16 protein-coding genes and 1 pseudogene are annotated in these 23,914 nt (G+C 72.2%); 4 read left to right on the top strand and 13 right to left on the bottom strand.

Annotated features, from left to right (window positions below; genetic code table 11):
• Positions 1-4 precede the first annotated feature (4 nt).
• Positions 5-1,765 carry a glycosyltransferase family 2 protein gene (locus HNQ79_RS11510; protein WP_185029726.1) on the bottom strand — a complete coding sequence of 587 codons (1,761 nt, stop codon included), beginning with the start codon at positions 1,763-1,765 and terminating at the stop codon, positions 5-7.
• A gap of 337 nt (positions 1,766-2,102) precedes the next feature.
• Between HNQ79_RS11510 and HNQ79_RS11505 the strand changes: the two genes are divergently transcribed.
• Positions 2,103-3,530, top strand: coding sequence for a tetratricopeptide repeat protein (locus HNQ79_RS11505; RefSeq protein ID WP_185029725.1), 1,428 nt, complete (start codon positions 2,103-2,105; stop codon positions 3,528-3,530).
• Between the two features lie 34 nt (positions 3,531-3,564).
• On the opposite strand, the gene HNQ79_RS11500 is transcribed toward HNQ79_RS11505, so the two are convergent.
• Positions 3,565-4,332: an NPP1 family protein gene (locus HNQ79_RS11500; protein WP_229923380.1), complete on the bottom strand. Its 768-nt coding sequence runs from the start codon at positions 4,330-4,332 to the stop codon at positions 3,565-3,567.
• Positions 4,333-4,674: 342 nt separating this feature from the next.
• Here HNQ79_RS11500 and HNQ79_RS11495 point away from each other — a divergent pair, with 342 nt between their 5' ends.
• Positions 4,675-5,325, top strand: coding sequence for a class I SAM-dependent methyltransferase (locus tag HNQ79_RS11495; protein WP_185029722.1), 651 nt, complete (start codon positions 4,675-4,677; stop codon positions 5,323-5,325).
• Positions 5,326-5,378: 53 nt separating this feature from the next.
• Here the strand turns inward: HNQ79_RS11495 and HNQ79_RS11490 are convergent, their stop codons facing one another.
• From HNQ79_RS11490 to HNQ79_RS11465, 6 genes are all read right to left on the bottom strand, one after another.
• Positions 5,379-6,203 (bottom strand): SAM-dependent methyltransferase, encoded by an 825-nt coding sequence (locus HNQ79_RS11490; protein WP_185029721.1) that lies wholly within the window; start codon positions 6,201-6,203, stop codon positions 5,379-5,381.
• A 283-nt stretch (positions 6,204-6,486) separates the two neighbouring features.
• Positions 6,487-7,068 (bottom strand): TerD family protein, encoded by a 582-nt coding sequence (locus HNQ79_RS11485; protein WP_185029718.1) that lies wholly within the window; start codon positions 7,066-7,068, stop codon positions 6,487-6,489.
• A gap of 146 nt (positions 7,069-7,214) precedes the next feature.
• A complete protein-coding gene (locus HNQ79_RS11480; RefSeq protein ID WP_185029716.1) occupies positions 7,215-7,790 on the bottom strand; it encodes a TerD family protein in 576 nt (191 codons plus the stop codon).
• Positions 7,791-8,022: 232 nt separating this feature from the next.
• On the bottom strand, positions 8,023-9,945 hold the full coding sequence (locus HNQ79_RS11475; protein ID WP_185029715.1) for a CASTOR/POLLUX-related putative ion channel: 1,923 nt from the start codon (positions 9,943-9,945) through the stop codon (positions 8,023-8,025).
• A 40-nt stretch (positions 9,946-9,985) separates the two neighbouring features.
• On the bottom strand, positions 9,986-12,103 hold the full coding sequence (locus HNQ79_RS11470) for a flavin monoamine oxidase family protein (RefSeq protein ID WP_229923379.1): 2,118 nt from the start codon (positions 12,101-12,103) through the stop codon (positions 9,986-9,988).
• A gap of 110 nt (positions 12,104-12,213) precedes the next feature.
• Positions 12,214-13,911, bottom strand: a complete 1,698-nt coding sequence (locus HNQ79_RS11465) for a chitinase (protein ID WP_373312524.1) — start codon at positions 13,909-13,911, stop codon at positions 12,214-12,216.
• Between the two features lie 385 nt (positions 13,912-14,296).
• On the opposite strand from HNQ79_RS11465, the gene HNQ79_RS11460 reads away from it, so the two are divergent.
• Positions 14,297-15,007 (top strand): response regulator transcription factor, encoded by a 711-nt coding sequence (locus HNQ79_RS11460; protein WP_185029712.1) that lies wholly within the window; start codon positions 14,297-14,299, stop codon positions 15,005-15,007.
• A gap of 63 nt (positions 15,008-15,070) precedes the next feature.
• Here HNQ79_RS11460 and HNQ79_RS11455 read toward each other — a convergent pair.
• The 4 genes and pseudogenes from HNQ79_RS11455 to lanKC form a co-directional block, all read right to left on the bottom strand.
• Positions 15,071-17,065, bottom strand: a pseudogene (locus HNQ79_RS11455) (ATP-binding cassette domain-containing protein); the annotation flags it as partial.
• A gap of 143 nt (positions 17,066-17,208) precedes the next feature.
• Entirely contained in the window at positions 17,209-18,975 is a 1,767-nt protein-coding gene (locus HNQ79_RS11450; RefSeq protein ID WP_185029711.1) for an ABC transporter ATP-binding protein, read from the bottom strand.
• A 143-nt stretch (positions 18,976-19,118) separates the two neighbouring features.
• Entirely contained in the window at positions 19,119-19,247 is a 129-nt protein-coding gene (ramS, locus tag HNQ79_RS11445) for a mycelium formation morphogenetic lantipeptide SapB (protein ID WP_185029709.1), read from the bottom strand.
• Positions 19,234-21,993, bottom strand: a complete 2,760-nt coding sequence (gene lanKC / locus HNQ79_RS11440; protein WP_185029708.1) for a class III lanthionine synthetase LanKC — start codon at positions 21,991-21,993, stop codon at positions 19,234-19,236. The genes ramS and lanKC overlap by 14 nt, the downstream gene beginning before the upstream one ends.
• A gap of 632 nt (positions 21,994-22,625) precedes the next feature.
• On the opposite strand from lanKC, the gene HNQ79_RS11435 reads away from it, so the two are divergent.
• Positions 22,626-22,799, top strand: a complete 174-nt coding sequence (locus HNQ79_RS11435; RefSeq protein WP_185029706.1) for a hypothetical protein — start codon at positions 22,626-22,628, stop codon at positions 22,797-22,799.
• Positions 22,800-23,212: 413 nt separating this feature from the next.
• On the opposite strand, the gene HNQ79_RS11430 is transcribed toward HNQ79_RS11435, so the two are convergent.
• Positions 23,213-23,818 (bottom strand): GOLPH3/VPS74 family protein, encoded by a 606-nt coding sequence (locus HNQ79_RS11430; protein WP_185029704.1) that lies wholly within the window; start codon positions 23,816-23,818, stop codon positions 23,213-23,215.
• Between the last annotated feature and the right edge of the window lie 96 nt (positions 23,819-23,914).

The raw sequence follows: 23,914 nt of genomic DNA, 5'->3' as shown, positions 1-23,914 counted from the left end.
GGCGTCAACTCAGCCACGGCAGCATCGGGTTGACCCAGCCGGACGCCAGCAGGGCGGTGAGCAGAAGGAGCGCGGAGGCGGCCAGGGTTTCCGGCCAGCGGCGGGGCAGCACCCGGGCACGCGGTGAGGCGTCCGGTACGTACGTCACCCGCGCGTCGCGCACGGCCGTGCCCCGGAGCACGGTCGCGGCACGCCGTACCCGGTCGGGCAGGGGGCGCCGCGCCTCGGCGGGACGCGGCCGTCCCGCCGCACGGCGTTCGGCCCAGAGGGCGCCGATGAGGGGCACGTTGATGTGGCACTGGACCAGGAAGTAGAGGAGCAGGCCCCAGTTCGGTTCCCACCCGTTGCGGGCGACGGCCAGGGCGAGGCCGGCCGCGGCCGCTCCGTTGGACAGGACGAGCCAGCACAGGGAGACGGCGATGACCCGTCCGGCCATGCCGCCCCCGGACTGCGCCCCGCGTGCTCCGGTGGGGACCCAGGCGGCGCTGCGGCCCCGCACCGTGTGCAGGAACGCGGTCGCGGCGGCGACGCTGGTCAGGACGTTGGCGCGGACGACCTCGACGCGCCAGCGGGTACGGCTGACGCGTGGCAGCAGGACGTGCCACAGCCACAGCGGGGCGAGCAGCGGCAGGACGTGCCAGGGGCGGATGTCGTCGGGGTGGAAGTACAGCATCACCAGGGGCGGCAAGGGTGCGGCGAAAGTGTTGACGGCCGTCGTGAGGTAGCCGACGACGCCCTCGTAGAAGCACAGCCGCATCCGCCAGGGGGCGCGCATCCGGCGCAGCACCGGGTGGGAGAGCAGGTGCAGGTTGCCCATCGCCCAGCGGTACTGCTGGTTGACGTAGGCGCCCAGTTCGTCGGGAGAGGTGCCCTTCGCGACGAGGACCGGGACGTACTGGGTGCGGAAGCCCTGTTCGTGCAGGGCGAGTCCGGTGTACAGGTCCTCGCTGTGGGCGATCCTGGCGAATCCGCCGGCGAGGTCGAGGGCGCGCCGCCGGTAGACGGCGTTGCTGCCGCAGCAGATGGCGGCGTCGCTGGCGTCCCGGGAGGGCTGGATCCAGCGGAAGAACCATTCCTGGGCCGACCCGGCGGCGCGCTGGACCCAGCCCATGGTCTCGTCGGTGTCGAAGCACTGCGGGCTCTGCACGATGCCGACCCGGGGATCGGTGAGGTACGGGACGAGGTGGTGCAGGAAGTCCGCGCGGGGCGCGAAGTCCGCGTCCAGGATGGCGACGAGTTCGGCGTCGCTCAGGGTGAGGGCGTGGTTGAGGTTGCCCGCCTTCTTCAGGTGTCCGCGGTCGGGCCGTACGACGTACCGGTAGCCGTGTGCGGCGGCGAGCCGTGCGACCTCGGGCCGGTCGGCGTCGTCCAGGACCCAGACGGTGAGCGGCCCGTTCCAGTCCATCCCGGCCACCGCGCGGTAGGCGTTGGCGAGGACCGGCAGCGGTTCGCCGCAGGTCGGCAGGTACAGGTCGACGCCCGGCGGATCGGCGGGCGCCCAGGCGCGGACGAGGACCTCGTGCGACTGCCGGGTGAGCCTGCGCTGTCGCAGGCTGTTGACGGACGAGAGCACGAGGGCCACGGCGTTGAGACAGAGGACGGCGAGGAAGGCCCACAGGGCGGGCGTCCGGAGCGCGAAGGTGAACATGGTGGCGGCGAGCACGAAGGCGAGCGAGGTACTGACCAGGACCCAGCGGCGCTGCGGGCCGAAGTACCAGAAGAGCTCGTCGTCGGAGGGAGGCTGCGGAAGATGATGCATCGTCATAAAGCACCCCTTGGCTGCGTATAAGGGTCTTTCTGCTTCCTTCAGCGCCTCACTGTAGTGCCAAAGGTTTAGACCAATAAACAGCGACAGCGACAACTGGCTTGATACGACACGTAATTGACATGGCGCATTGGTCCAGACCTCTACGGGTATTCGATCAAGCGGGAGAGCCGCACCGGGGTGGGCGGAAGACACCCTCGGGTGAACTGCCCGTGAACACCTGCCGTGCCGTCACGGGGCCGTCGGGCCGTCGGCAGTCGTCGAGCGCGACTCCCCGGGCAGGATGGGGACACGCCCCGCCCGGCGCAGTCCTTCCTCCAGAGCCCTGGGAGCCCCGATGACAGTGGACCGGCACCGACTCACCATGAGCGACACGAGCCGTGACGCCGCGGAGCACTACGAACGGGCCCTGGACTCCCTGCTGTTCTTCCGACCCGATGTCTCGGACCGGGCGGCGGACGTCCTGAAGGCTTCCCCCGGTTCCCCGATGGGGCACGCGCTCCACGCCTATCTGGCGGTCCTCGGTACCGAGCAGACGCAGGCCGCCGCGGCCCGCGGCCCCTTCGCCCGCTTCCGCGCCGCGCTCGACCACGCGCGGACCACTCCCCGGGAACGGATGCACCTGGCCGCGGCCGGAGCGTGCCTCGACGGTGACCTCCACGGAGCCGCCCGGCTGCTCGACGAGCTGTCGGTCGGCTGGCCCCGGGACGCGCTGGCACTGGCCGCGGGCCACCAGCTCGACTTCCTCACGGGCGACGCGAACCGACTGCGCGACCGCATCGGCGGGGCGCTGGGGGCCTGGGACGAGACGGACCCGCACTACGGCCCGCTGAAGGGGATGTACGCCTTCGGGCTGGAGGAGTCCGGCCACTACGAGCAGGCGGAGGAAGCAGGCCGGGAGGCCCTTGCCCACAACCCGCGTGACGTCTGGGGCGTGCACGGCGTGGCGCACACCTTCGAGATGCGCGGCCGGTTCGCCGACGGCATCCGGTTCCTCGACGCGCACGTGGCCGACTGGTCCACCGGCAACTTCCTGAACGTTCACAACTGGTGGCACTACGCGCTGTTCGCCATGGAAACGGGCGGCACCGACCGCGTCCTGGACGTGTACGACGCCTCGATCCTTCCCCGCGAGTGCGGCACGGACGCACTCGCCATGCAACTGCTGGACGCGTCGGCCCTGCTGTGGAGGCTGTTCCTCTCGGGCGACGCGCAGCCGGCGCGCTGGAACCGGCTCGCGGACATGTGGGCCGCGCGCGCGGACGCTCCGCACTACGCGTTCAACGACGCCCACACCGTGATGGCGTACGTGGGAGCCGGCCGTTTCGCCGACGCCGAACGGCTGGTCGCCGACCGTCGCCGCTGGCTGGCAGCCCCTCGGGACGCGGCCGGACGCCCGGTGTCGAACCGGGCCATGACCGCCGACGTCGGCCTGCCCGTGTGCGAGGCGCTCCTCGCACACGGAACAGGCCGCTACGAAGCGGTGGTCGAGCTACTGCTCCCGGTCCGCCACCGGCTCGCCGGGTTCGGCGGCAGCCACGCGCAGCGGGACGCCGTGCACAAGACCCTCCTGGAGGCCGCACTGCGCTCGCGTCGAACCGACCTGGCCCGTTCCCTGATCAGCGAGCGTCTCTCCCTGCGCCCGGCCTGCCCGTACAACTGGCTCGCCCAGGCGCGGCTCGCCGACCAGCTGGGCCGTCATGCCGAGGCCGCGACCGCCCGGCACCGCGCCGGCCACCACGCCGGTTCGGCCGACTCCGCCTGACCGTGCCGCTTTTCGACGGGCCGCGTCCCGGTGCCTAGGCGTATGGATCGAAGGGGATTCCGGACGGCTTGGCCTTCGCGAGGTGCGCCGCGAAGCTGCCGTCCTTGAGGCCGAACACGGCGCTGCCGAAGTCGGTCCGGCTGAGCTTGTCGCGCAGCCCCTCGGGGTAGCCGTTCCAGCCCACCAGGGCGGGGAACTGCCAGGCGCGCCTGTGGTTCTCCGGGGGCTCGTCGTTCGCGTTCGCGGCGCGGAAGCAGTGCGTGCCCGCGCCGTCCTTGTGGTAGACGACCTTGGGGTGCGTGCCGTCCCAGCGGATGCGGTCGCGGGAGTGGACGGCGAAGTTCCCGTGCGCCGAAGTGGCCACGTACCGTGCCTCGTTGTTCTGCACCCACACGACGACGTGCTCCCAGTCGTGACGGTGTCCGCCGAGGCCGCTGCCCGCCACCGCCTGGTCCTTCTCGAAGTACAGGCCGTACATGACGGCGCACCAGCCGTTGTTGCACTTCTGACGCGCGTAACCGTTGGTGTTGTCGAGGTCCCAGGCGTCGCGGCACTGGCCGTTGAGGGCGCCGGAGGGCTTCAGGCCGCCGTTCGTCGTCCCGTCCGGGCCGATGGCGGCCGTCGGGTAGCAGCCGTCCGTGTCGTAGTCGAAGGCCGGCTGGTACGTCCGTTCCAGCGCGTCCGCGTTCGCGGGCAGGGCCCGCGGCGGCTCGGCATGGGCGTTGCCGGACGCCGCGACGACCAGCGCGACGGCACTTGCCAGCACGAGCGGGATTCTGCGGGTCCGTGACGTCCTCTTCACTGTGTCCCCTGTCGCGTCGGTCTCCGGCACGCCCTGTCTTGACATGCCCATCGCAGGTTGAGTGAACCTCGTGACCGTTCCGGCGTCCAGGGGTGTCGCCGGGATGAAGCGTCGGCCAACGGTCACCCGCAGGGACCCGCGCCCACGCCCCCCGGCACGCGAAGTCCCGCGCTCCCCGGCGCGCGAAGTGCGGTGCGGGACGGCGGCGTTGTGGACCGGCAGCAGCCATGGAACGATGCGCGGACGCAGGGCGCGACGGGCCCGGCGGCGCATCCGTGACGACGCCGGGCAGGTCCGCGGCGCACCGGGCGGCCGGAGGAGCACGACGAGGGGACGCACGCCATGGACGACGGGCACACGCACCGGGCGGCGGCCGTCTTCGACGCCCTGGGCGCCGAGTACGAGCGCGCCTTCGGCGGCTCCGCCGCGCACCACGAATCCCTGCGCCGACTGCTGGACGCCCTGGCCCCCGGCAGCCGGATTCTCGACGTGGGCAGCGGCACGGGGAGGCCCACCGCGGCCACCCTGGCCGCGGCCGGACACCACGTACTGGGCGTCGACGTCTCTGCCGTCATGGTCGATCTCGCGCGGCGGCAGGTGCCCGAGGCGGAGTTCCGGCACGCGGACATCCACGAAATGCCCTTGCGGGAAGCCTCGTTCGACGCCGTCTGCGTCTACTTCTCGCTGCTCCAGATGTCACGCGACGAACAGTCCGCCCTCCTCCGCCAGCTCACCCGGGCCCTGCGACCGGGCGGGCTCTGCGCGCTGGCGACGGTGCCCCTGGACGTCGAGGACGTTCCGGGCGTCTTCATGGGCCGGGACGTACGGGTGACGAGCTTCGCCGCCGAGGACTTCGCCGCCGCGGTACGGGAGGCGGGGCTGACCGTGACCCACCAGGAGAGCCTTCTGTACACACCCGCGCACCCCGGCGCCGGCCCCGAGCCCCACCTCTTCGTGCACGGCCGCCGGGCACACCCGCAACAGGCGGCCTGAGCCGGCGGCTTCTCCGGAGGCGGAGCGGCGTGCGGGCCGCTCCGCCGGCCGGGCTACGGCTTGCGGCCCACCCCGCCGTAGGCGTCGACGGCCACCGGGGCGCCGGACGGGTCGTCGGAGTCCGGACGCCAGCGCGTGACCTCGACGATGCCGGGCTCGACGAGGTCCAGCCCGTCGAAGAAGTTCGAGATCTCCTCGACCGTGCGTACGTGGTAGGGCACCGCGCCGCTCTTGTTGTAGGCCTCCGACGCCGCGATCATGCCCGGACTGGTCGAGGTGCTGTCGCTGATCACCAGGTGGCTGCCCGACGGCAGACCGGCCATCAGCCGGGACACCAGCGTGCGCGCCTGGCCGTGGTCGGCGACATGGCCGAGCGTGTTGAGGATGACGAGGGCCACCGGCCGCGAGAAGTCAAGCGTCTCCGCCGCCGCCTTGAGAATTGCCTCGGGCTCGTACAGGTTGGCGTCGATGTAGGCGGTCTCTCCCTCCGGCGTGCTCGTGAGCAGAGCACGGGCGTGCGCGAGCACCAGTGGATCGTTGTCCACGTACACGATCTTCGAGTCCGGTGCGGCCCGCTGGGCGACCTGGTGGGTGTTGTCGGCGGTCGGCAGCCCGGTGCCTATGTCCAGGAACTGGCGGATGCCCTCGTTCTCCGCGAGGTGGCGGATCGTACGGCCCAGGAACTGGCGGCTCGTGCGCGCCACGTCGGCCAGGCCGGGGAAGATCTCCCTGATGTGGTCGCCGAGTTCGCGGTCCACTTCGTAGTTGTCCTTGCCGCCCACGAAGTAGTTCCAGAAGCGTGCGGAGTGCGGTGTGGCCGTATCGATCCGCTCGTTCAGTTCGGCGGCCGAGACAACAGGGGGATTACGGTCGGACACGGGGGCCTCCTGCGGCGCGTCTTGAATGATCAGCCCCCAACTTAAGCCGTTTTCCCCCGGACAGGCGGTGGTTGGCCGAGGTGAATACCGGCCGGGGTTCGCCGTGGCACCGGTCACCGTCTTCCGCGCCCGCGCTTCCCGGCCGGCCGGGCGTGTTCGGACCCGGGAGGTACGTGGCCGCCGTACCCCCGACGACCCGGGGGGGAGTGGTTGCGGGAACGCCGGTCCCGTCGACCGGCGTTCCCGCAACTCACACACAGCGCGCGGGGGTTCCTTGGTCCGCCTACAGGTGCGAGGCGATGGCGGGCATCAGGTCCTGGAACGTGCGGCCGTCGGCCGGCGAGCCGAGGGCCGCCATCTGCCAGCCCGTTCCCTGCCGGACCACCTTGGCCATGACCTGCGCGGTGTGACGCCCGCCGCCGGTGAGGGTGTAACGGGCGAGTTCCTGGCCGTTCGTCTCGTCCAGGAGCCGGCAGAAGGCGTTGTCGACCTCCTCGAAGGTCTGTCCCGTGAAGGAGTTCACGGTGAAGACGATCTGGTCGACGTGGACGGGAACCCGGGAGAGGTCGACCACGATGGACTCGTCGTCGCCGCCCTGTCCCGCGCCGCCCACGCGGTTGTCCCCGGTGTGGGTGACGGAGCCGTCGTCACTGACGAGGTGCTGGAAGAAGACCACGTCCACGGGCTGCTTGTCGGCGAACAGGACCGCCGAGGCGTCCAGATCGATCTCGCGGGCGGTCAGCTTGGCGAGGAAACCCTTGCGAGGAGCGGCCTTCCAGCCCAGGCCCATGCGCACGACGGTGAGTGCGCCGCCGTCGGACTTGCTCAGGCTGATCTGCTGGCCCTTGGTCAGGTTCACGGACACGCGGTGTCTCCTTCTTGTGGCGTGCGGGTGGTGCGGGGGGGTACGGACGGACGTCCGGTCGGCAACGGGGCGGAACCCGTCGGCTACGTGTCCGGCCGCATGGCCCGGGTGCGGGCGCACCGCCCGCACCCGCCGGCGCAGCGCAATCAGACCTCGACGCCGAAGTCCGAGGCGATGCCGGCCAGTCCGCTCGCGTAGCCCTGTCCGACCGCGCGGAACTTCCACTCCGCGCCGTTGCGGTACAGCTCGCCGAAGACCATGGCGGTCTCCGTGGCGGCGTCCTCGCTCAGGTCGTACCGGGCGATCTCCGCGCCGCCGGCCTGGTTGACGACGCGGATGAACGCGCCTCGGACCTGGCCGAAGCTGTGCCCGCGGGACTCGGCGTCGTGGATGGAGACCGGGAAGACGATCCGCGACACCTGGGCGGGCACGGAGGCCAGGTCGACCTTGATCGATTCGTCGTCGCCCTCGCCCTCACCGGTGAGGTTGTCACCGGTGTGCTCGACCGAACCGTCCGGGCTCTTCAGGTTGTTGAAGAACACGAAGTGCTCGTTGGACAGCACTTTCCCCGCCTCGTCGACGAGCAGTGCGCTGGCGTCCAGGTCGTAGTCGGTGCCCGTGGTGGTCCGTACGTCCCACCCCAGACCCACCACGACGGCGGTCAGCCCCGGGGCCTCCTTGCTCAGCGATACGTTGCCGCCCTTGGCGAGGCTCACGCCCATGTCGTTTCCCTTCGTCGGTGCCGGGATGCGCGCACACCCCGGCAGCAGGTGTTCCCGGATCAAAAATCTACAGCACTGTAGAAGAGTTGGCGGGTGCGAACTGCGACTGTCACCGGAGGATTTCCGGCCACGCCGGGACCTGCTGCGACGGCGTGCGAGGGGCTTCGATGGCCGGCATGACCCTCCTGCTGCGTTCGGATCCGCGGTGCCGACCGGTCAGCCGGTCAGCCGGTCAGCCGGTCAGCACGATGATCCGGTCCAGGTCTTCGTAACTGACGCGCTCCGTCTTGTCCGGGTTGAGGATGTTCCCGTACCGGGGCGCCAGGTGGGCCCGTGCGTGGATGCGGTGCCCGATGGCGGTCTCGCCCCGGCGCCGGGCCGCGTCGACGACGGCGTAGAAGTCGGTCACCTCCCCCAACGGGACGTAGTCACCGGCCGCTTGCAGCGCGATCCGGCACCCCTCCGGCGAGAACAGCTCCTCGAAGATCACGTCCACCCGGGGGTTCTCGGAGACCTGGGCGAGCCGCAAACTCAGCAGGTTGCCGCTCACCACGAAGTCGTCGGGTTTCGCGGCCTGGGCGAGGGCCCGGTGTCGGTCGTAGGCCATTTCCGTGACCACCGAGTAGGTGTGGGTGTGCAGTTCGGAGAGGTCCCGCAGGTTCAGTAGGACGGTCAGGGTGCGGGCGTCGGCGCGGTGCGGGTCGCAGTCGTCGGGGCTGATGACCAGAACGTGGTCGTAGCTCTCCAGCCCGAGGGCTTCGAGGACGTCCCTGCGGGTGACGTCCGCCCGGCGGAAGCTCACCGTCGTGGGATCGTCCGTGTCGTCCGCCGCGTCGCTGTGCCCGAGGCCCAGGGCTTCGGCCGCGTACGGGAGGCCGCCGTCTTCGTGCGCGGGGGAAAGGTCCCGGCCCCGGTCGGCGACCACGTCGATGCGGGAGCCGACGGGCAGATGGGCGCGGAGCTGTCCGACGACGTCGGGAAGCCTCTGGTTGCTGCCCAGGATCAGCACCGCCCGGCCCCTGCGCACCGCCCCGGCCGGCGTCCGCAGGGGCGCCGAGGCGGGCAGGGCGGGGGCCTGGGCCGTCTCGACGGTGCTGTCGTCCTCGCTGATGACGACGATCTGGTGAGCGGCTCCGATCCGGGTCCCGCCGGGCGGGTTGAGCACGATGCGGCCGTCGCCCTCCAGCAGTCCGATGGCACTGGAGGTCCGGTAGGCGAGCTGGGCGTCCGCGAAGGTCCGGCCCACCAGTTCGGGCTGCGGCCGGATGTAGATCTCGTCGCCCGCGAATTCGAGGAGTTCGGTGTAGACGGAGGAGAGCCCGGTGTGCAGGCTCGTCTGCACCAGCAGCCGGGCGATGAAGCCCTGGACGCTGACGAGGCGGCAGTTCGCGCCGCCCGCCAGCCGTGCCGCGGGCAGGTTTTCCTTGTCCTTGATCCCGGCCACGATGCTGGGCCCGGGCCCGTCCCCGCGCCGGGTGCGGGAGACGGCGAGCAGGGACTTGATGACTGCGAAGTCGGGCCGGTCCTCCTCGGGGGCCACCACGATCACCGACCGGGCACGCTCGGGGCACACCAGCGCGAGATCGAGGACGTCCGCCGGGTCTCCGGTCCGGCAGACGACCCTGGTGCTCGCCAGGTCGCCGGCCCGTTCCCGGATCTCGGTCTCCATCTCGGTGCGGTCCTTCTCGGCCAGGACGACCACGCAGGCGCGCCGCCTGCTCCGGTTGGCCTCCACCAGTTCCGCGACGATCACGTGCACCTGTGACGACCAGCCGAGCAGGACGACGTGCCCCGTCTCGACCACCGGCGACCTGCCCTGCCGCAGCCGTGCCAACTGGTTCTGCAGTCCCGCGCTGATCACCGGAATGAGGGTGCTCATCAGCAGGATGCCGCCGAAGGCCATGACCACGGCCGACGCCAGGAACGGCGCCGGCCCCCGGTCCCGCGCCAGGTGTGTCGGGCTCAGCACACGCAGAAAGCCCGACCAGAGGGAGGAGCCCACGCTCCGGTGGTGGAGGGCCTCCGGGGCCAGCAGCAGCAGGAGTGCTCCGTTGAGCAGGGTGAACAGGCAGCACGCGGCGGCCAGGAGACCGATCAGGGCGGGGGTGCCACGCGCCATGACGTTGTCGAACCTGTAGTGCAGACTCCGCAGCAAGAGCGGCTCCTCCTTCTCCCGGCCGCCCCGCGGCGGGTTCTCAGCGCTGGAGATGGACTTCGAGTGCCGTACGGACGGCGGACTCCAGGGCACCCTCGATCCACGCGGGTTTGACGGAGGTGTGGCAGCCCGCGAAGTGCAGCGGGCCCTCGGCTGCGGGGACGTCCGGCATGAGCTCCAGGTGCTGGCCCGGGGTCAGAACCGCCGCTTCGCCGTAGGCGTAGGGGTCCCGCATCCAGCTCTGGGTGCGGCCGCTGCCGGTGAAGAAGACCTCGATGCGCCGCCCGTACACCTCCTGGAGGCCGCGCAGCGCCATCGGGTAGCGCTCGTTGTCGTCGTAGGAGTCCCAGCGCAGGGCGTCGTCCGCCCAGCTGTAGGAGGCGAGGACCACGCCGCCCTCGCTGCCCTCGATCCGGTGCGAGGGGTGGAACATGAACCGGTTGGAGTTGTCGCTGACGGAACCGCCGCCGGTTGCCCCGGTGGCCTCGCTGACCTCTCGGGTCTCCCAGCCGTGTGCGGCGTACTGCACACGCATGGCCGGCGGGATGCGGCCGTCCGGAACGGAGGGGTGGGCGCCGAGCATCCTGCCGTCGTCGGGCAGCCGGTGCTTGAGGTAGGCGTCGTACGTGCCGGGGCGGACGGCCTCCAGCTCCCGCTTCCAGTCGTCCTCGCTGAACTCCCACCAACGGCGGCTGAACTCGAGCAGCACCTTGGTGGCGGCGTCGTAGTGCATCTCCATGACGGCACGACGCTTGGGGTACGACAACTGCGGGGTGAACTGCACCTGGCGGAGGCCGGAGAAGGGCACCGTGATGATGGCGGCGTCCGCGGTGAACTGCTCCCGTTCGGCCCTGCCGTCCGGGCCGCGGCCCTCGGAGACGGTGTCCACCCACACCTTCGGTCCGCGCGGGCCGGTGTGCGTGTGCACGGCGGAGTCCCGGCCCCCGTTCCAGTACTCGATGCGGGTGACGCGGCGGTTCATCCGGACCACGTCGCCGCCGAGTTCCCTCAGCATGGCGTCGGGCAGCTCGGCCGTGCCGCCGGGCAGTTCCCAGAACGTCATGCCGGGCCGGATCAGGGAGGAGCCGATGAAGCTGTGCAGGAACGACAGCGGCAGCCGCGAGGTGAGGTTCTCCAGGGTGCCGATCAGGTCGACGGTACGGTCGTCGAGTCCGGCGTGCTGGGTCAGGAACTGGTACATGGACTGGTTCCCGAACCGCTGCACGACCCTCGCCCAGCCCTCGACCAGTTCGCGCTGCGGCTTGTTGGTGCGGGTGCCGTCCGGGCCCCGGACGCTGAACTCGTCGCGGACCGGATCGAGGAGATCCCCGAGGATCTTCCCCGCGGTGACGTGGCGGTACTTCCCCGGCACCCCGAAGGACGCGTTCACCCTTGCGGGCGCGCGCAGGTAGTCGGCGCGCCGCACCCGCAGGCCGTTCACCTTGATCCAGGTGCGGTGGGCGGGCTCGGGCATGGCGAAGTCGGTCCGCTCGGGGCCGCGCCGCCACTGGCTGCCGTCGGGCGAACGGTGCACCACCGCCGGCGGTGCGGCCAGCGGATTCCCGGTGCCGTCCACGGCGTCGAGGTAGTGGAACGGCCTCCTGGCGATGCCCAGTTCGTCGATGAGGGCAAGGACGAGCGGGTGCGTCTCGGGAATGCGCATCGCGCCGGCTTCCGCGTACTGCGCCGGGTCGGTGAAGGGCGGGGCCTCGCCGGGCAGGGTACGGAAGGTTTTGATCCTGCCGCCGACCCGGTTGCCGTTGGCCTCCAGCACCGTCACCCGGTGTCCGGCCCGCCGCAGCAGCATCGCCGCCGCCAGGCCGGCCGGTCCCGCCCCGACGACCAGAACGTCCTTGGGGCGGGTCCGGCTCCGCGGCAGTCCGTTGTCGATCAGGACCTCCAGGTACCTGCGCTTGAGGTCGGTGCCGTCGGCGGCGAGCACCAGCACCTGCCGGGCCACTGCCAGGCAGCGCTCCCAGTCGGGGGCCGCGGGGGCGAGGGGCGGTGATGCGTGCGGCGTGGCCGGGGCCGTGGCGTTCGCGGGTCCCGCCGACGCCGTCCCGGCGGCGAGCACGGTCGCACCGGTCACGGCGGTGAAGGTGCGGCGGCTGAGGCCCGCATCGCTCGGGGTGGCGGCGTCGTTCACTGTTTCGTTCACACCCCCAGGGAGCGCCCACCGCGTGCGGGAGTCGGCGCGGCACGCCGACTCCCGCGCAACAAGGCACCCTTCGGCCGAACGGAAACGGTCCGGCCGTGTCGTACGGGTGCCTACGGCAGGCCGTGCACGTGCGGGCCGACCGCGTTCGACCAGACGTTGCCCGCGGTGGCGTCCCAGTTGGTCGACCAGGTCATCGCGCCGCGCAGGGCCGGGTACGTCTTCGCCGGCTTGAAGGCGCCGCAGCCCGTGCCCCTGGTGAGGCAGTCCAGGGCGTTGTTGACGATCGCCGGGGAGACGTAGCCGCTGCCCGCGCCGCGGGTCGAGGCGGGAACTCCGAGGCCGACCTGCGAGGCGTCGAGGCCGCCTTCGAGCTGTATGCAGGCGAGGGCGGTGAGGAAGTCCACCGAGCCCTGGCTGTACACCTTTCCGTCGCAGCCCAGCATGGAACCGCTGTTGTAGTACTGCATGTTGACGACCGTCAGGATGTCCTTCACGGCGAGGGCCGTCTTGAAGTACTCCGTGCCGGTGGACTGCATGTCGATGGTCTGCGGGGCCATGGTGAGGACCATGTCCGGGCCCGCCTTGGCGGACAGCTGCCGCAGCGCCTTCGTCAGGTAGGTCGAATTGATGCCGTGTTCGAGGTCGATGTCGACGCCGTTGAAGCCGTACTCCTGCATCAACTGGTGGGTGCTGTTGGCGAAGGCGGTCGCGGAGGCGTCACTGTTGATGGTGACGTTGCCCTTCTCGCCGCCCACCGAGATGATCACCGACTTGCCGGCCGCCTTCTTCGCGGCGATGTCCGCCTTGAAGTCGGCGACACTGGCGTAGCCCACCGCCGGGTCGAGGTTGAAGACGATCTGGCCCGGGGTGGCCGTGGAGTCCGCGAAGGAGACGGCGATGATGTCGTACTGGGCCTGCACGTCACGCAGCTTCTGCACGGCGGCGCCGTTGTCGAAGTTCTGCCAGTACCCGGTGAGGGCGTGCCTGGGCACGCGGGGGTTCGGGCTGGTGCCGCCCTTGGCGGTACGTCCGCTGGCCACGGCCGACTTGGCGGACTCGCCCGCGGCGTTCACCGCGGAGACCTGGAAGTCGTACGCGGTGTCGGCGGTCAGTCCGGTGACCGTCGTTGAAGTGCCGCTCACCGTCTGCACCTTGGCGGCGCCGCGGTAGACGTGGTACGAGGTGGCGCCCGCGGCGCCGGACCAGGACAGGGTGAGGGAGGAGGGGGTGGGCGAGCCGACGGTCAGCCCGGTGGGGGCGGCCGGGATGCCGGGCTCCGGGTCGGTGCCGCCGCCGCCGTCGGGGCCGAAGACGGAGACGTCGTCGACGTAGTACGCCGCCTGTCCGTACCAGCCGTGGGTGTAGACGGTGACGGACTTGGTGTTCGGGCCGGCCTTGAAGGTGGTGGTCAGCTGCTTCCAGGCGGTCGATCCCGGTGACCAGGTCGACACGTCTGTGGTGCCGGTGCCGCTCGCACCGAGGTAGGCGTATCCGCCCTGGGTCCAGGCGGACAGGCTGTAGGTCGCGCCGGGCTTGACGGCGACGGTCTGTGAGCAGCGTGCGTGGTCCTGGCCGGCCGGGGTGGCCTTGAGGGCCGCGGTGCCGCCGTGCACCGGGGTGGTGACGGAAGTCCCGGCCGTGCAGGTCCAGTTGGCGAGGCCCGATTCGAATCCGGCGTTCTTGGCGACGTTGAGGTCGGCTGCCTGGGCGGCGGGAGCGGTGGCCAGGCCGACGGCGGCCAGGGCGGCTGCGGTCAGGCCGGCGGCGAAGGCCGAACGGCGTCGTGCGGGCAGGCGTTGGCGGTCCACTTGCTTCCTCCGGGGAGAGGTGTGGGGGAGGTGCGGGGATGCGGTGGCCACCGTTGGAGGTACAAGCTGGTCCAGACCATTGCTGTTGTCAAGATGTTCGACAGGAAACGCGGCAGCACTTCACCGGGCGTGCGGGCGCATTCGGTGGCCTCGGCTTCCGCCCTCTCGCGGCGGGGGTCCGGACAGCTGGGGAAACAGGGGGACGGGATGCGCGAGTGCGGAGCCACGCGCTCCATGGACCCGCACACCTGTCCGGGGCGCACGGTGGCGCACAGCGACGGATCATGTGCCCCCTGTGCTTCACGGGGTGGACATCAGTACGTTGGGTCCTGCGCGGCGTGGGAACTGGTGTGGCAGTGTCCCGCCGGATCCCTCCGGCTGCCGGATGAAGGAGCGCAGTGTGATACGCGTCCAAGTCGACCAAGCGGCAGGGCTGTTCAGCTCGGCCCTGGCGTCCCTGCTGCGCGAGGAGGAGGATCTCGACGTCTCCTGCGGAGTCACGGACCCCTGCACGCAGGACCCGGGCTGGGCGGAGGTCTGGGTGACGGACGCGGAGAAGCTGCCACCCCGGTTCACCGCTCCGTGCGTGCCGACCGCGAGAAGAGCCAGGGGCGCGGGAAGGAGGCCGGGCGGAGACCCGCGAGAGGGGCGGGCGTCGGTGGTGGCCCGGCGGCCAGGTGTGGGCCGGACCGTCGGCCCCGTGATGCCCAAGGGTGCCGGGCTGCTGGTCCTGGTCGCCGCCCGCCGGCCGGGGGTGCTGCGGCGTGCCCTGGAGGCCGGAGCGCTCGGCTACGTCGACAAGGAGGGGTCGCCGCAACGATTACTGGAGGGGGTCCGCAGCGTCGCCCGCGGGGAACGGTACGTCGACGGGTCCCTGGCCGCCGACCTGCTGCACGCCACCGACATCCTGTTGACGCCGCGGGAGCTGAACGTGCTGTCCCTCGCCGGGGCCGGGGCCGGGGTCCGCGAGATCGCTCTCGCCCTGCACCTGTCCCCGGGGACGGTCCGCAACTACCTCGCGGCCGCCATCCGCAAGACGGGCGCCCGCAATCGCGTGGACGCCATCCGCATCGCGCACGGCGCGGGCTGGGTGTGACCGGACGCACCCGGCACCCGGCCCGGCACCCGGCCCGGCGCCCTCCCGCGCTCCTTCCTCCTGCCAGTGCCCCGTCAGGTCCCGGTAGAGGGCGGAACGTTCCAGCAGCTCCGCGTGGGTCCCGCAGTCCACCCGGGTGCCGTCCAGCACGAGGACCCGGTCGGCGCGCAGGGCGGAGGACATCCTGTGCGCCACCACGACAAGCGCCCCGGGCCTGGCTGCCAGAGCCCGTTCGGCGCGCCCTTCCCACTCCTGGTCCAGGTGGCAGGTCGCCTCGTCCAGTACCAGCAGCGGCGCGGGCGACAGATGGGCGCGTGCGAGGGTGAGCAACTGGGCCTCCCCCTCGGAGAGTTGCGCCGGTACGAGAGGGGCGTCGAGGCCGCCGAGCCGCGCGGTCAACGGGCCGAGGTGCAGCGCCTCGACCACCTCCGCGAGCTCGGCGTCCGTCGTGCCGGGGCGCAGATGGGTGAGGTTGTCGCGCAGGGACGCGGTGAAGACGTACGCCTGCTGGGGAACGAGCGCGCGCCACCGGGCCAGTTCGGCGGGCGTACGACCGCGGAGCGGATGGCCGCCGAGGAGAACCGATCCCCGGCCCGGTACGAGCAGTCCCGCCAGGACGTTGGCGAGGGTGGACTTGCCGACTCCGCTGGGACCCACCACCGCCAGGTGCTCGTCGGGGCCGACGGTCAGGCTGAGCCCGTCCAGTACGGGCCTCGCACCGGGCCCGTACGCGAGGGTGACGGCACGCAGCTCGGCGGCCGGGGTGCGAATGGCGACGCGGGAGTCCGGGCCGGCAAGTTCTGGCACAGAGCGCGGAGTTGGACGCTGACCAGGTGCTAGGCCGTGCGGTTCTTGCGTGAGCGGCGGAGTAGGGCGCGGGTCCGGCACGGGGTCCTTCGGCGCGTCGCCGTCCTCGGGCGGGCGCGCGAACCGGTCCAGTACGACCAGCAGCCGGGTTCCCGCCGCGCCCAGTGCCGTCATGAGCGTGTGCAGGGCGGGCAGCAGCGACTGTACGAGGTAGGTGAGCGCGCCCGTCAGCACCCCTGCGGTGAGCCCTCGGTCCAGTAGCCACGGGACAGCCAGCAGCAGGAGCACGGGCGGGAGTTGACCTGCGACGCCGAGGGCGAGGACGCGCACACCGGCCCATCGCGCCAGCACGCGTGCCGCGCGCTCGGCCTCTTGCGCCGACCGTACGACCCGGGCGCCCAGTTCCGGCTGCACTCCGCAGGCGACGGCGTCACGCAGTCCGGCCGCCGTCGCGCGGACCCGGTCGGTGAAGTCCTCCTCCGCGTCCAGCGCTGCCCGCTGCGCCCCGGCCATCGGCCTCAGCGTGGCCAGGAACAGACCCAGTCCCAGTACCAGCGGAGGAGTCGTGACCAGCAGCAGCTCCGGTGCCAGCGCGAACATCCCGGCGAGCGCGCCCACCGCGGTGAACACGAACGAACGCGCCGTGAGGACCAGTCCCGCGAAACTGTCGCGGGCGATCTCGCTCTGCTGCGAGAGGCGCGAGACGGCGACCCCGGACGTACCCGCCGGGGCGGCTAGGGCGGGTGTGGTCGCTGTGCCCGCCGTGCCGGGTGTGTTCTCGGAGACGGGGGTCGTGTCGGTGGGAGCCGTGCCGGTGGGCGCTGTGCCGGTGGGCGCTGTGCCGGTGGGCGCTGTGCCGGTGGGCGCTGTGCCGGTGGGCGCTGTGCCGGAAGGGGCACCTGTCGCAGCCCGCGGGCGCGCTGTCGCCGTGCCGTACCGGCCCGTGACCGTGCTTCGCAGCGCCTGGTCCACCGCCCGGCGCACCAGGGCGTCCCTGAATGGCTCGACCAGGTGCGCGAGTTGGGCGAAGACGCCGCGCGCCACCGGGCCGCCCGCGAGGATCGCGAGCGCGGCGACCGACAGCCAGGCCGTACCCGCCCCCGGCCGCCCCGCGAGAAAACCCTGGTCGAGGGCCTGCGCCAGGCAGTAGCCGCCGAGGAACGTCTGCGCCGACTCCACCAGGGACCACGCGGCGAGCCGTGCCAGCACTCCCTTGCGCCGGGCGAAGAACCTGCGTCCGTCCCGCCGCAACTCGGCACGATCGGCACCGCGCCGCCCCGCACCGACCCGCGCGCCCCTCCTTCCGGCGCCGCCCCTCGCGTCACCACCGCGGCGGCCGTTCCCCGGGGCGTCACCGTTCCGGGCGCGATGCCCCCGGGCCGCACCCCGCGCCCTCACCGTCGCTCCCCCGGCGCCGTGGCGGACCTCCGTGGCCCGGGCCCGTCGTCCACCGCGAAGACTTCCCGGTAGGCGTCCTGTTCCCACAGTTCCCGGTGCGGGCCGACCGCGCGCACCCGCCCGCCGTCCAGCCAGACGACCTGGTCCGCGCGCGCCGCCGACGAGAGCCGGTGCGCGACGCACAGCCGGGTGCCGGGGCCGACGTCGCGGGCGAGTGCCTCCTCGACCCGGCGTTCCGTGGCCGTGTCCAGGCTGGAGGTCGCGTCGTCGAGTATCAGCAGGCGCCCCGCGTGCGCGAACGCCCGTGCCAGGCCGAGCCGTTGGAACTCGCCGCCGGAGAGCGGGGCATCGCCGGGGGCGGTTTCGTACCCCAGCGGCAGCAGCCGTACGAAGTCGTCCGCGCCGGCCGCGCGGGCCGCCGCGCGCACCTCGTCGGATGAGGCCGTGCGGGCCCCCGAGGCAAGCGCTTCGGCGAGGGTGTCACCGAAGAGCGCCGGCCGTTCGAACGCGTATGTCACCTCGTCTCGGAGCTGCCGGACGCCCAGCTCGCGCAGCGGTACGCCGTCCAGCAGGACGCTTCCCGCGTCCGGGTCGCACAGCCTCCCCGCGACCGCCGCCAGGGTCGACTTGCCCGCCCCGCTGCGCCCGACGACGGCCGTGGTCGTCCCCCCGGGGAGGGTCAGTGACACGTCCTTGAGCAGGGGCTTTCCGTCCTGAACGACGTCGACGCCGCGCAGTTGCAGTGTGCCGGGGCCGTCCGGCGGCAGGACGCGCTCGCCGTGCGTCAGTCCGGGCAGCGTGAGGATGCCGGACATCCGGCGGGCGGCGGTGCGGCTGCGGACCAGGGTGCCGAGCAGTCCGGCGACCGCGCCGATGCCGGCGGCGAGCGCCGCGTACCGGGAGGCGGCCAGGAGTTCGCCGACGCTCACACGGCCCGACACCACGCCGAGGCCGCCGACCAGCACCACGACGGTCGTCAGCAGAGGGAGCAGCACCCCGCTGCGGGCCACGGCACGGCCGTGCACGGACCACATGCGGCGCCCCTGGACGCCGAGTTCGGGCAGCGGGGCCAGGATCCGGGCGCGATCGCGCTCCACGGTGCCGGCGGCTGCGATGCTGCGTGCCCCGGCCAGCGCCTCGGTCAGCAGCGAGGCGAGCGTCGACTGGACCTGCTGGTAGCGGGCGACGCTGTCGGACGACCCGACGGCGAAGGCACGCAGCACCAGGAGCAGCAGCGGCAGCCCGGCCGCGAACGCCAGCGCGCACCACGGATCCACCAGCGCCAGCGCGACGAGTGCGCCCACCGGGGCGATCAGCGCCGCGACCAGGGCGGCGGCGGCTCCCGGGGCGGCACCCGCCTCGGTCGCGTTCGCGGACAGCCGGGTGGCGGTGTCGCCCGGCGGGAAGTGGGCGGCGTCCCGCGGCGCACAGCCCAGCAGCCGGGACACCGCCCGAGTGCGCAGCCATGCCGTGGAGCGGGCCTGGGCGGTCCCGGTGAACAGGGCTTCGAGGGCCTCCAGCAGCATTTCGGCGGCCACCAGGGCCGCGCACAGCACGAGCCAGCCCCGGGCCGCGGGATCCCGGGCGAGCAGCAGGTCGAGGGTGCGCCCGACGACGGCGGGCAGGGCGACGGCCGCGCAGGCGGACAGGGCGGAGGCCGTGAACACCCCGGCGGCGCGGCCCTTGTTGCGGCGGGCCACGGCCAGCAGGAGCGTGTCCGCGGGGGAGGACAGGTGCTTGCGTGTGCGGTCCGGGTTCCTCATGGGCGGCGTCCCTCCCTCGTGCCCGCGCCTGGTGTCCTCGCGCAGTGACGTGCGCCCGCGCGGTCGCGCCCCGGGCGCGTGATGTCGCAGTGCGGGCCCCGGGCGAGGAATTCGCCCGGGGCCCGCACCTGTGACTGACGACGTCAGTTACAGGTGGTGATGCTCAGGCTGCTGTCGCCGCAGAGCAGCAGGCTCGCGCGGCTGCCCGACTCGACGTCGCCGATCGCTTCTTCCTTCGGGGTCTCCATCGACTGGAGGTCAAGAATGCTCATGACATTTCCTTTCACTGGGGACGATTTCTTTCTGTACGGCCCAGGTATCGGGCCGGTTCTGGGGCCGCCGCAGGGGCGGCAGGAAGGGCAGCTGCGCGGGCCGGTCCTCGACGGTCGGCAGACCGGAGGCGGCGGCGAGTGCCAGCAGGCAACCGGCGGAGCCGGTCGCGAGGTCCATGGACAGGCGCATCATCTGCTCGCCAGGGAAGGCGAGCCGCCCCTGGTGGGGTACGGCGTGCCAGGCGAGCGTGTCGATCTGGCGCCGTACGTCGGCGGGCCCGGTGCCGGGGCCGCCGGTGGTGGTGCGGCTGAGGTGGAGCACCATTCCCGCCGCACCCCGGAACAGGCCGGGCTGCGCGTAGAAGGTGGCCTGCGCGGCGCTCACGATGTCACGGCGGGCGCGGGCGAAGTCGCCCTCGGGGCCGTCGTGGTCGGGCCGGTGGACGTGGTGGTCGTCGAGCACCGCGCCGATGCCGACGCTGCCCGCGCCGAGGTAGGGCATCGTGCGCCAGCCCTCGTCGACCTGGAGGGTGCCGCTCGCGCTGCGCACACAGCGGTCGAGGTCGCGGCGCAGCGCGTCGGTCGCGTGGTCGAGCAGCGCGGCGTCACCGGTGCGCTCGTACAGCCGCAGGAACAGCAGGGCGCTGCCGGTCGCCCCGTACAGCAGCCCGGCGCGCGGCGCCCTGCCGTCCGGTGCGCCGCCGTTGGGACGTACGAGCAGGTCGGCGCAGCGCAACGCGGCGTCGTGCAGGGTGTGTTCGCCGGTCGCCGCCGCGAGTCCTTCGAGGGCGAGTCCGAGTCCGGCGAGCCCGCTGTGCAGGTCGGGGGAGAGCGCTTCCCACGGCTGGCCGAGGGCGAGTTCGGCCAGTTCCAGGGCGCGGGCGCGATGGCCGAGCCGTTCCAGGGTCCAGGCGATGCCCGCGAGTCCGTCGTAGAAGCCCAGCGGGGTGCCGGAGTCCGGTTCCTTGGTGCGGGCGAGCAGCCACTCCTCCCCCGCGGCGAAGCGCCCGGCCCCGCTCTCGGTCAGGGCGTAGAGCACCCCGGCCGCGCCGTACCCAAAGCTCTGGCCGCCGCCGGCGGTGGCGAACTGGGCGATGTCGCCGGGGAAGAGGCGGTCCGTACGGCCGGGCGTGGCGGAGGCCGTGATCGCGCCCGCCAGGGAGTCGCGGCTGGCCGGCCAGTCGCCGGGCTCGACGGGCAGATACGGTTCTGCGGCTTCCGTCGCCGGGGCGGTGGCGATCGCCGGGGCGGTGACCGTCGTCGTGGCGGTGTCCTTCGCCGCATCCGGCCCGTTCCCGCTCGCGGGCGGCGTGGCCTGCGGGTCGCGGCATATCTCCTCGACCGCCTCCCGCAGGAAGGACTCCGCCACCGGGAACTGCCGGGCCGCGATCTGTGCCAGGTGTGCGGACTTCCCGCGGTCCAGCGCGAACAGGCTGGTCAGAGGTATGAAAAGGGCGAGCCGCAGACACGCCAGCGCATAGCGGTCGACGTCGAAGCCGCGCCGGTCCGCCGGTGCCACGAACGCCGGGTTGGCGACGGTCTGCCGCCGGTTCTCGGCGGCGGGCGCGGCGGCCTCGAAGTCCAGCAGCACCACCGACGACTCGTCCTCGGACACCATGATGTTGAACAGGTGCAGGTCGTTGAAGACCACACCACGGGCGTGGACGGCGGCCACCGCGTCGGTGACCAGCGCGTGGATGCGCAGCGCCCACTCGGTGTACTCGGCGAGCCGCTCGGGCCCCGGGTCGGCCTCGATCAGCGGATGGCGGCGCGCGAAGAAGGAGTTGAGCGGCTTTCCCTCGACGAACTCCAGTACCAGGAAGTGGTGTTCGCCCAGGACGAAGGAGTCCAGCACCTCGGGGGTGCATCCGAGCCCCGACAGCCTTTCCAGGGCGACCTGTTCGCGCCGGAGCCGGGCGACCGCGTCCGCGCCGTCCGCCGCGAGTCCCGCGTACGGCCTGGCCTCCTTGAGCACGACCTTGGCCCCGGTCCTGCGGTCCGTTCCCGCGTACACGCCGCCGCCGTTGGAGAAGTGCAGCGCCTTCTCGAACACGTACGGCAGGTCCGCGACGTTCGCCTCGGCGCGCGCCTCAAGGTGCGGCTTGAGCCACTCCGGGAATTCGACCCATTCCGGCGTACGGAAGACCGGACCGCGTACGTCGGGTACGAGCACGCCCTCCGCGTTCTCCAGTGCCGGACACAGTTCGCCCCGCTCGTCGTAGCAGTGCCGCCGGGTGAAGCTGCCGTACCGCAGATGGACCGGGCCCCGGCCCCAGCGCAGGTCGCTCAGGATGTACGGGCCCGGCTCCCCCGCGAGGAGCGCGTCGAGGTCCGTGGCCACGGTCCGGCACTGCTCGTCGTCGGCCGGGTAGACCGTGACGAACTTGCCGCTGGCGCTGCGGTCCGCGTACTTGGCGTTACGGGTGTGCAGCAGGTACCGGCTCGGCACGAACTTGAAGGCGACACCACGCGGTACGCAGTACTCCGCGACCCGCTCCAGGACCGACTCCGCGTTGTCCAGGGTGGCCGACACGTGGATCTTCCAGCCCTGGGCGGGCAGCGGGCTCGTCGCGGGCCGCAGTGCGAGCCAGTCCCCGGACCGGTGACGCTGCCAGCCCTCGGGCACCGGGCGGGTGGCCGCGGCGTACAGGGCGTTCCGGCCGCCATGGGCGTCGGCGCTCATCCGGTGCGGCGCGTCGTAGAAGTGCCGGTCCGCATCGCAGAACACGGCGTACCCCTTGTTCACGCGCTCTCCTTCGCCCTCGCCGCGCTCTCCGGTCGTGCTGACGGACCGAATCTGTCACGGTGCGAGGACGGCGAACAGTCACAGTTGTCACCGTCCGGTCACGCAGAACTCATGCGTAACCGCGGCGAGGACGAGGGCGTCGCGGAGCAATCGGGGTTTCTTGCGCTCGTGCTTGCCGAGGTCATCCGCGGAAAGGCCCGGGGCCGGCAAACCCGGGCGGCGTCCCCCGGGCCCGGCCCCCACGCCTCAGCGCTTCTTCCTCTTCGGCTGCTGTACGGGGGCCCACTCGCCCCTGTGCAACTGGCAGCGCGAGTATCCGACCATCGCCGGGTTCTGACACGGTTTGCCGGTGGCGGTCCTGGTCGAACGGCACTTCACCTGTTTGCCCATACATCCTCCCGGGACCGTGCAGACGGCACGTCAGGCACCCGTTGTCCCTTCCCGGCCGCGGGTGCGGCAGATCGGGTCGGCGTCACTTTTGTCCGGTACGCGCTCCACAACGGCCGATTTCCTGGCCCGCCCCCGCTCCCGCCTCCTCGCCCGGCCCGGCGGCGGGCCGGGCGTGCCGCCGCCCGTTTTCCGGGCGCGCCAAGGGGCAGACGCAGCTTTGTACCAACAACGAAGGGATCGCCATGAGCGCCGGAGAAAAGGCAAAGGCCAAGGCCGAGCAGGTTGTCGGGAAGGCCGTGAAGAAGACGGCCCACGCGGCCGGCAAGGACACCACCGCTGCCAAGGGCGCCGCTCTGGAGGCACGGGGCGAGGCCCGGGAGTCCAAGGAGAAGGCCAAGGACACCTTCAAGCACTGACACGCGGTCGGCGCGCGCCCGACACGAGCGAGGCGGGGCCGGGGCAGCTGCCCCGGCCGCGCCCTTCGCGTCCACGTGCCGACCACCAACTGCTGCCGACGGTCGTCATCCTTTCTCGGCGGCACCCGTGACCAGTCGGACCGTCGGGCGTTGTACGAGGCAGTGCGCCCAGCACACCCCCCATACAGATGCCTCCCGGCGACGTGCACCCGGGAGGCATCTGGGGTGGGGTACCGCACTTCCACGTGGCGCACGCGACGTCGGTCACGCGCTCGATCCGACCCCGGCCGAGATCAGCGCTCACGTCGCCGCAGGACGCTTCCCCGACGGCGTAACGCGGAGCGCTCCCTACGGTGCATCTGCGCGAACAGGCCGGCAGTGCCCGTCCGGTGCTCTGCGGGACCGCGCCCGGCTCAGGGTCCGCGCCAGATGTTGGCGAAGGCCGCGTTCTCGATGGTCCGCCGCTGCCGCACCGCTTCCAGCTCCGTCACCGCGTCGTGCACGACCGCGATCACGGTCGACACCGCCTCGTTCTCGACGCCGGGCTCCTCGCCGGTCCCTTCGACGTCGACACCCACCGCCGAGGCGAGCGCCACCAGTACGGGTTCCCGCCGGTCCCGGCGTTCGGAAGCCCGTCGGCGCGCGGGCGTGTCGACAGGTTCCACGCGGGCCGAGCCGAAAAAGCGCCGGCCGCTGCGCTCCTGCGCCAACTCGCCCTCCTCCTCCAGGACGTCCTGGTAGGCGGCCGAGAGGTCACGTCCGCGACGCCACAGCCAGTCCTCGATCAATTCGTACGGCGCCTGCCGGACGAGACCTGCCGCCGCCTCCGCCAGGAGCCGGTCGTCCGCCGTCGACGGTTCGCCCGGAACGACACGGTCGCCGTCCACCGCGACAGCCCCCGCACCGATGAGATCGATCAGCTCGGCCCCCGCGAGGGCGAGCGACAGGTCGCCCTGGCCCACGGACTGCCCCGGCCCCGGGTCCATGGCGATGATGAACAGGTCCTTCGCCGTGGTCATGAACGGCCCCCCTCGCAGACAACGACCAGTACGCGTCCCCACCGAGCCGGCCCACGTCCGGCCCGGCAACGGGGAGACTGACACGCCCAGTATCGC

Source organism: Streptomyces candidus, assembly GCF_014207445.1.
In the GTDB taxonomy this organism is placed as follows: Bacteria; Actinomycetota; Actinomycetes; order Streptomycetales; family Streptomycetaceae; genus Streptomyces; species Streptomyces candidus.
Note: the sequence above shows the minus strand (reverse complement) of the source record. Positions and strands in the feature narration are given on the sequence as shown.

What these genes read in the sequence shown, in the direction of transcription:
- HNQ79_RS11450 (WP_185029711.1), bottom strand. Translation starts at nt 18,975, where the DNA reads ATGAGGAACCCGGACCGCACACGCAAGCACCTGTCCTCCCCCGCGGAC.
- HNQ79_RS11495 (WP_185029722.1), top strand. Translation starts at nt 4,675, where the DNA reads ATGGACGACGGGCACACGCACCGGGCGGCGGCCGTCTTCGACGCCCTG.
- HNQ79_RS11510 (WP_185029726.1), bottom strand. Translation starts at nt 1,765, where the DNA reads ATGACGATGCATCATCTTCCGCAGCCTCCCTCCGACGACGAGCTCTTC.
- HNQ79_RS11430 (WP_185029704.1), bottom strand. Translation starts at nt 23,818, where the DNA reads ATGACCACGGCGAAGGACCTGTTCATCATCGCCATGGACCCGGGGCCG.
- HNQ79_RS11480 (WP_185029716.1), bottom strand. Translation starts at nt 7,790, where the DNA reads ATGGGCGTGAGCCTCGCCAAGGGCGGCAACGTATCGCTGAGCAAGGAG.
- ramS (WP_185029709.1), bottom strand. Translation starts at nt 19,247, where the DNA reads ATGAGCATTCTTGACCTCCAGTCGATGGAGACCCCGAAGGAAGAAGCG.
- HNQ79_RS11435 (WP_185029706.1), top strand. Translation starts at nt 22,626, where the DNA reads ATGAGCGCCGGAGAAAAGGCAAAGGCCAAGGCCGAGCAGGTTGTCGGG.
- HNQ79_RS11460 (WP_185029712.1), top strand. Translation starts at nt 14,297, where the DNA reads ATGAAGGAGCGCAGTGTGATACGCGTCCAAGTCGACCAAGCGGCAGGG.
- HNQ79_RS11505 (WP_185029725.1), top strand. Translation starts at nt 2,103, where the DNA reads ATGACAGTGGACCGGCACCGACTCACCATGAGCGACACGAGCCGTGAC.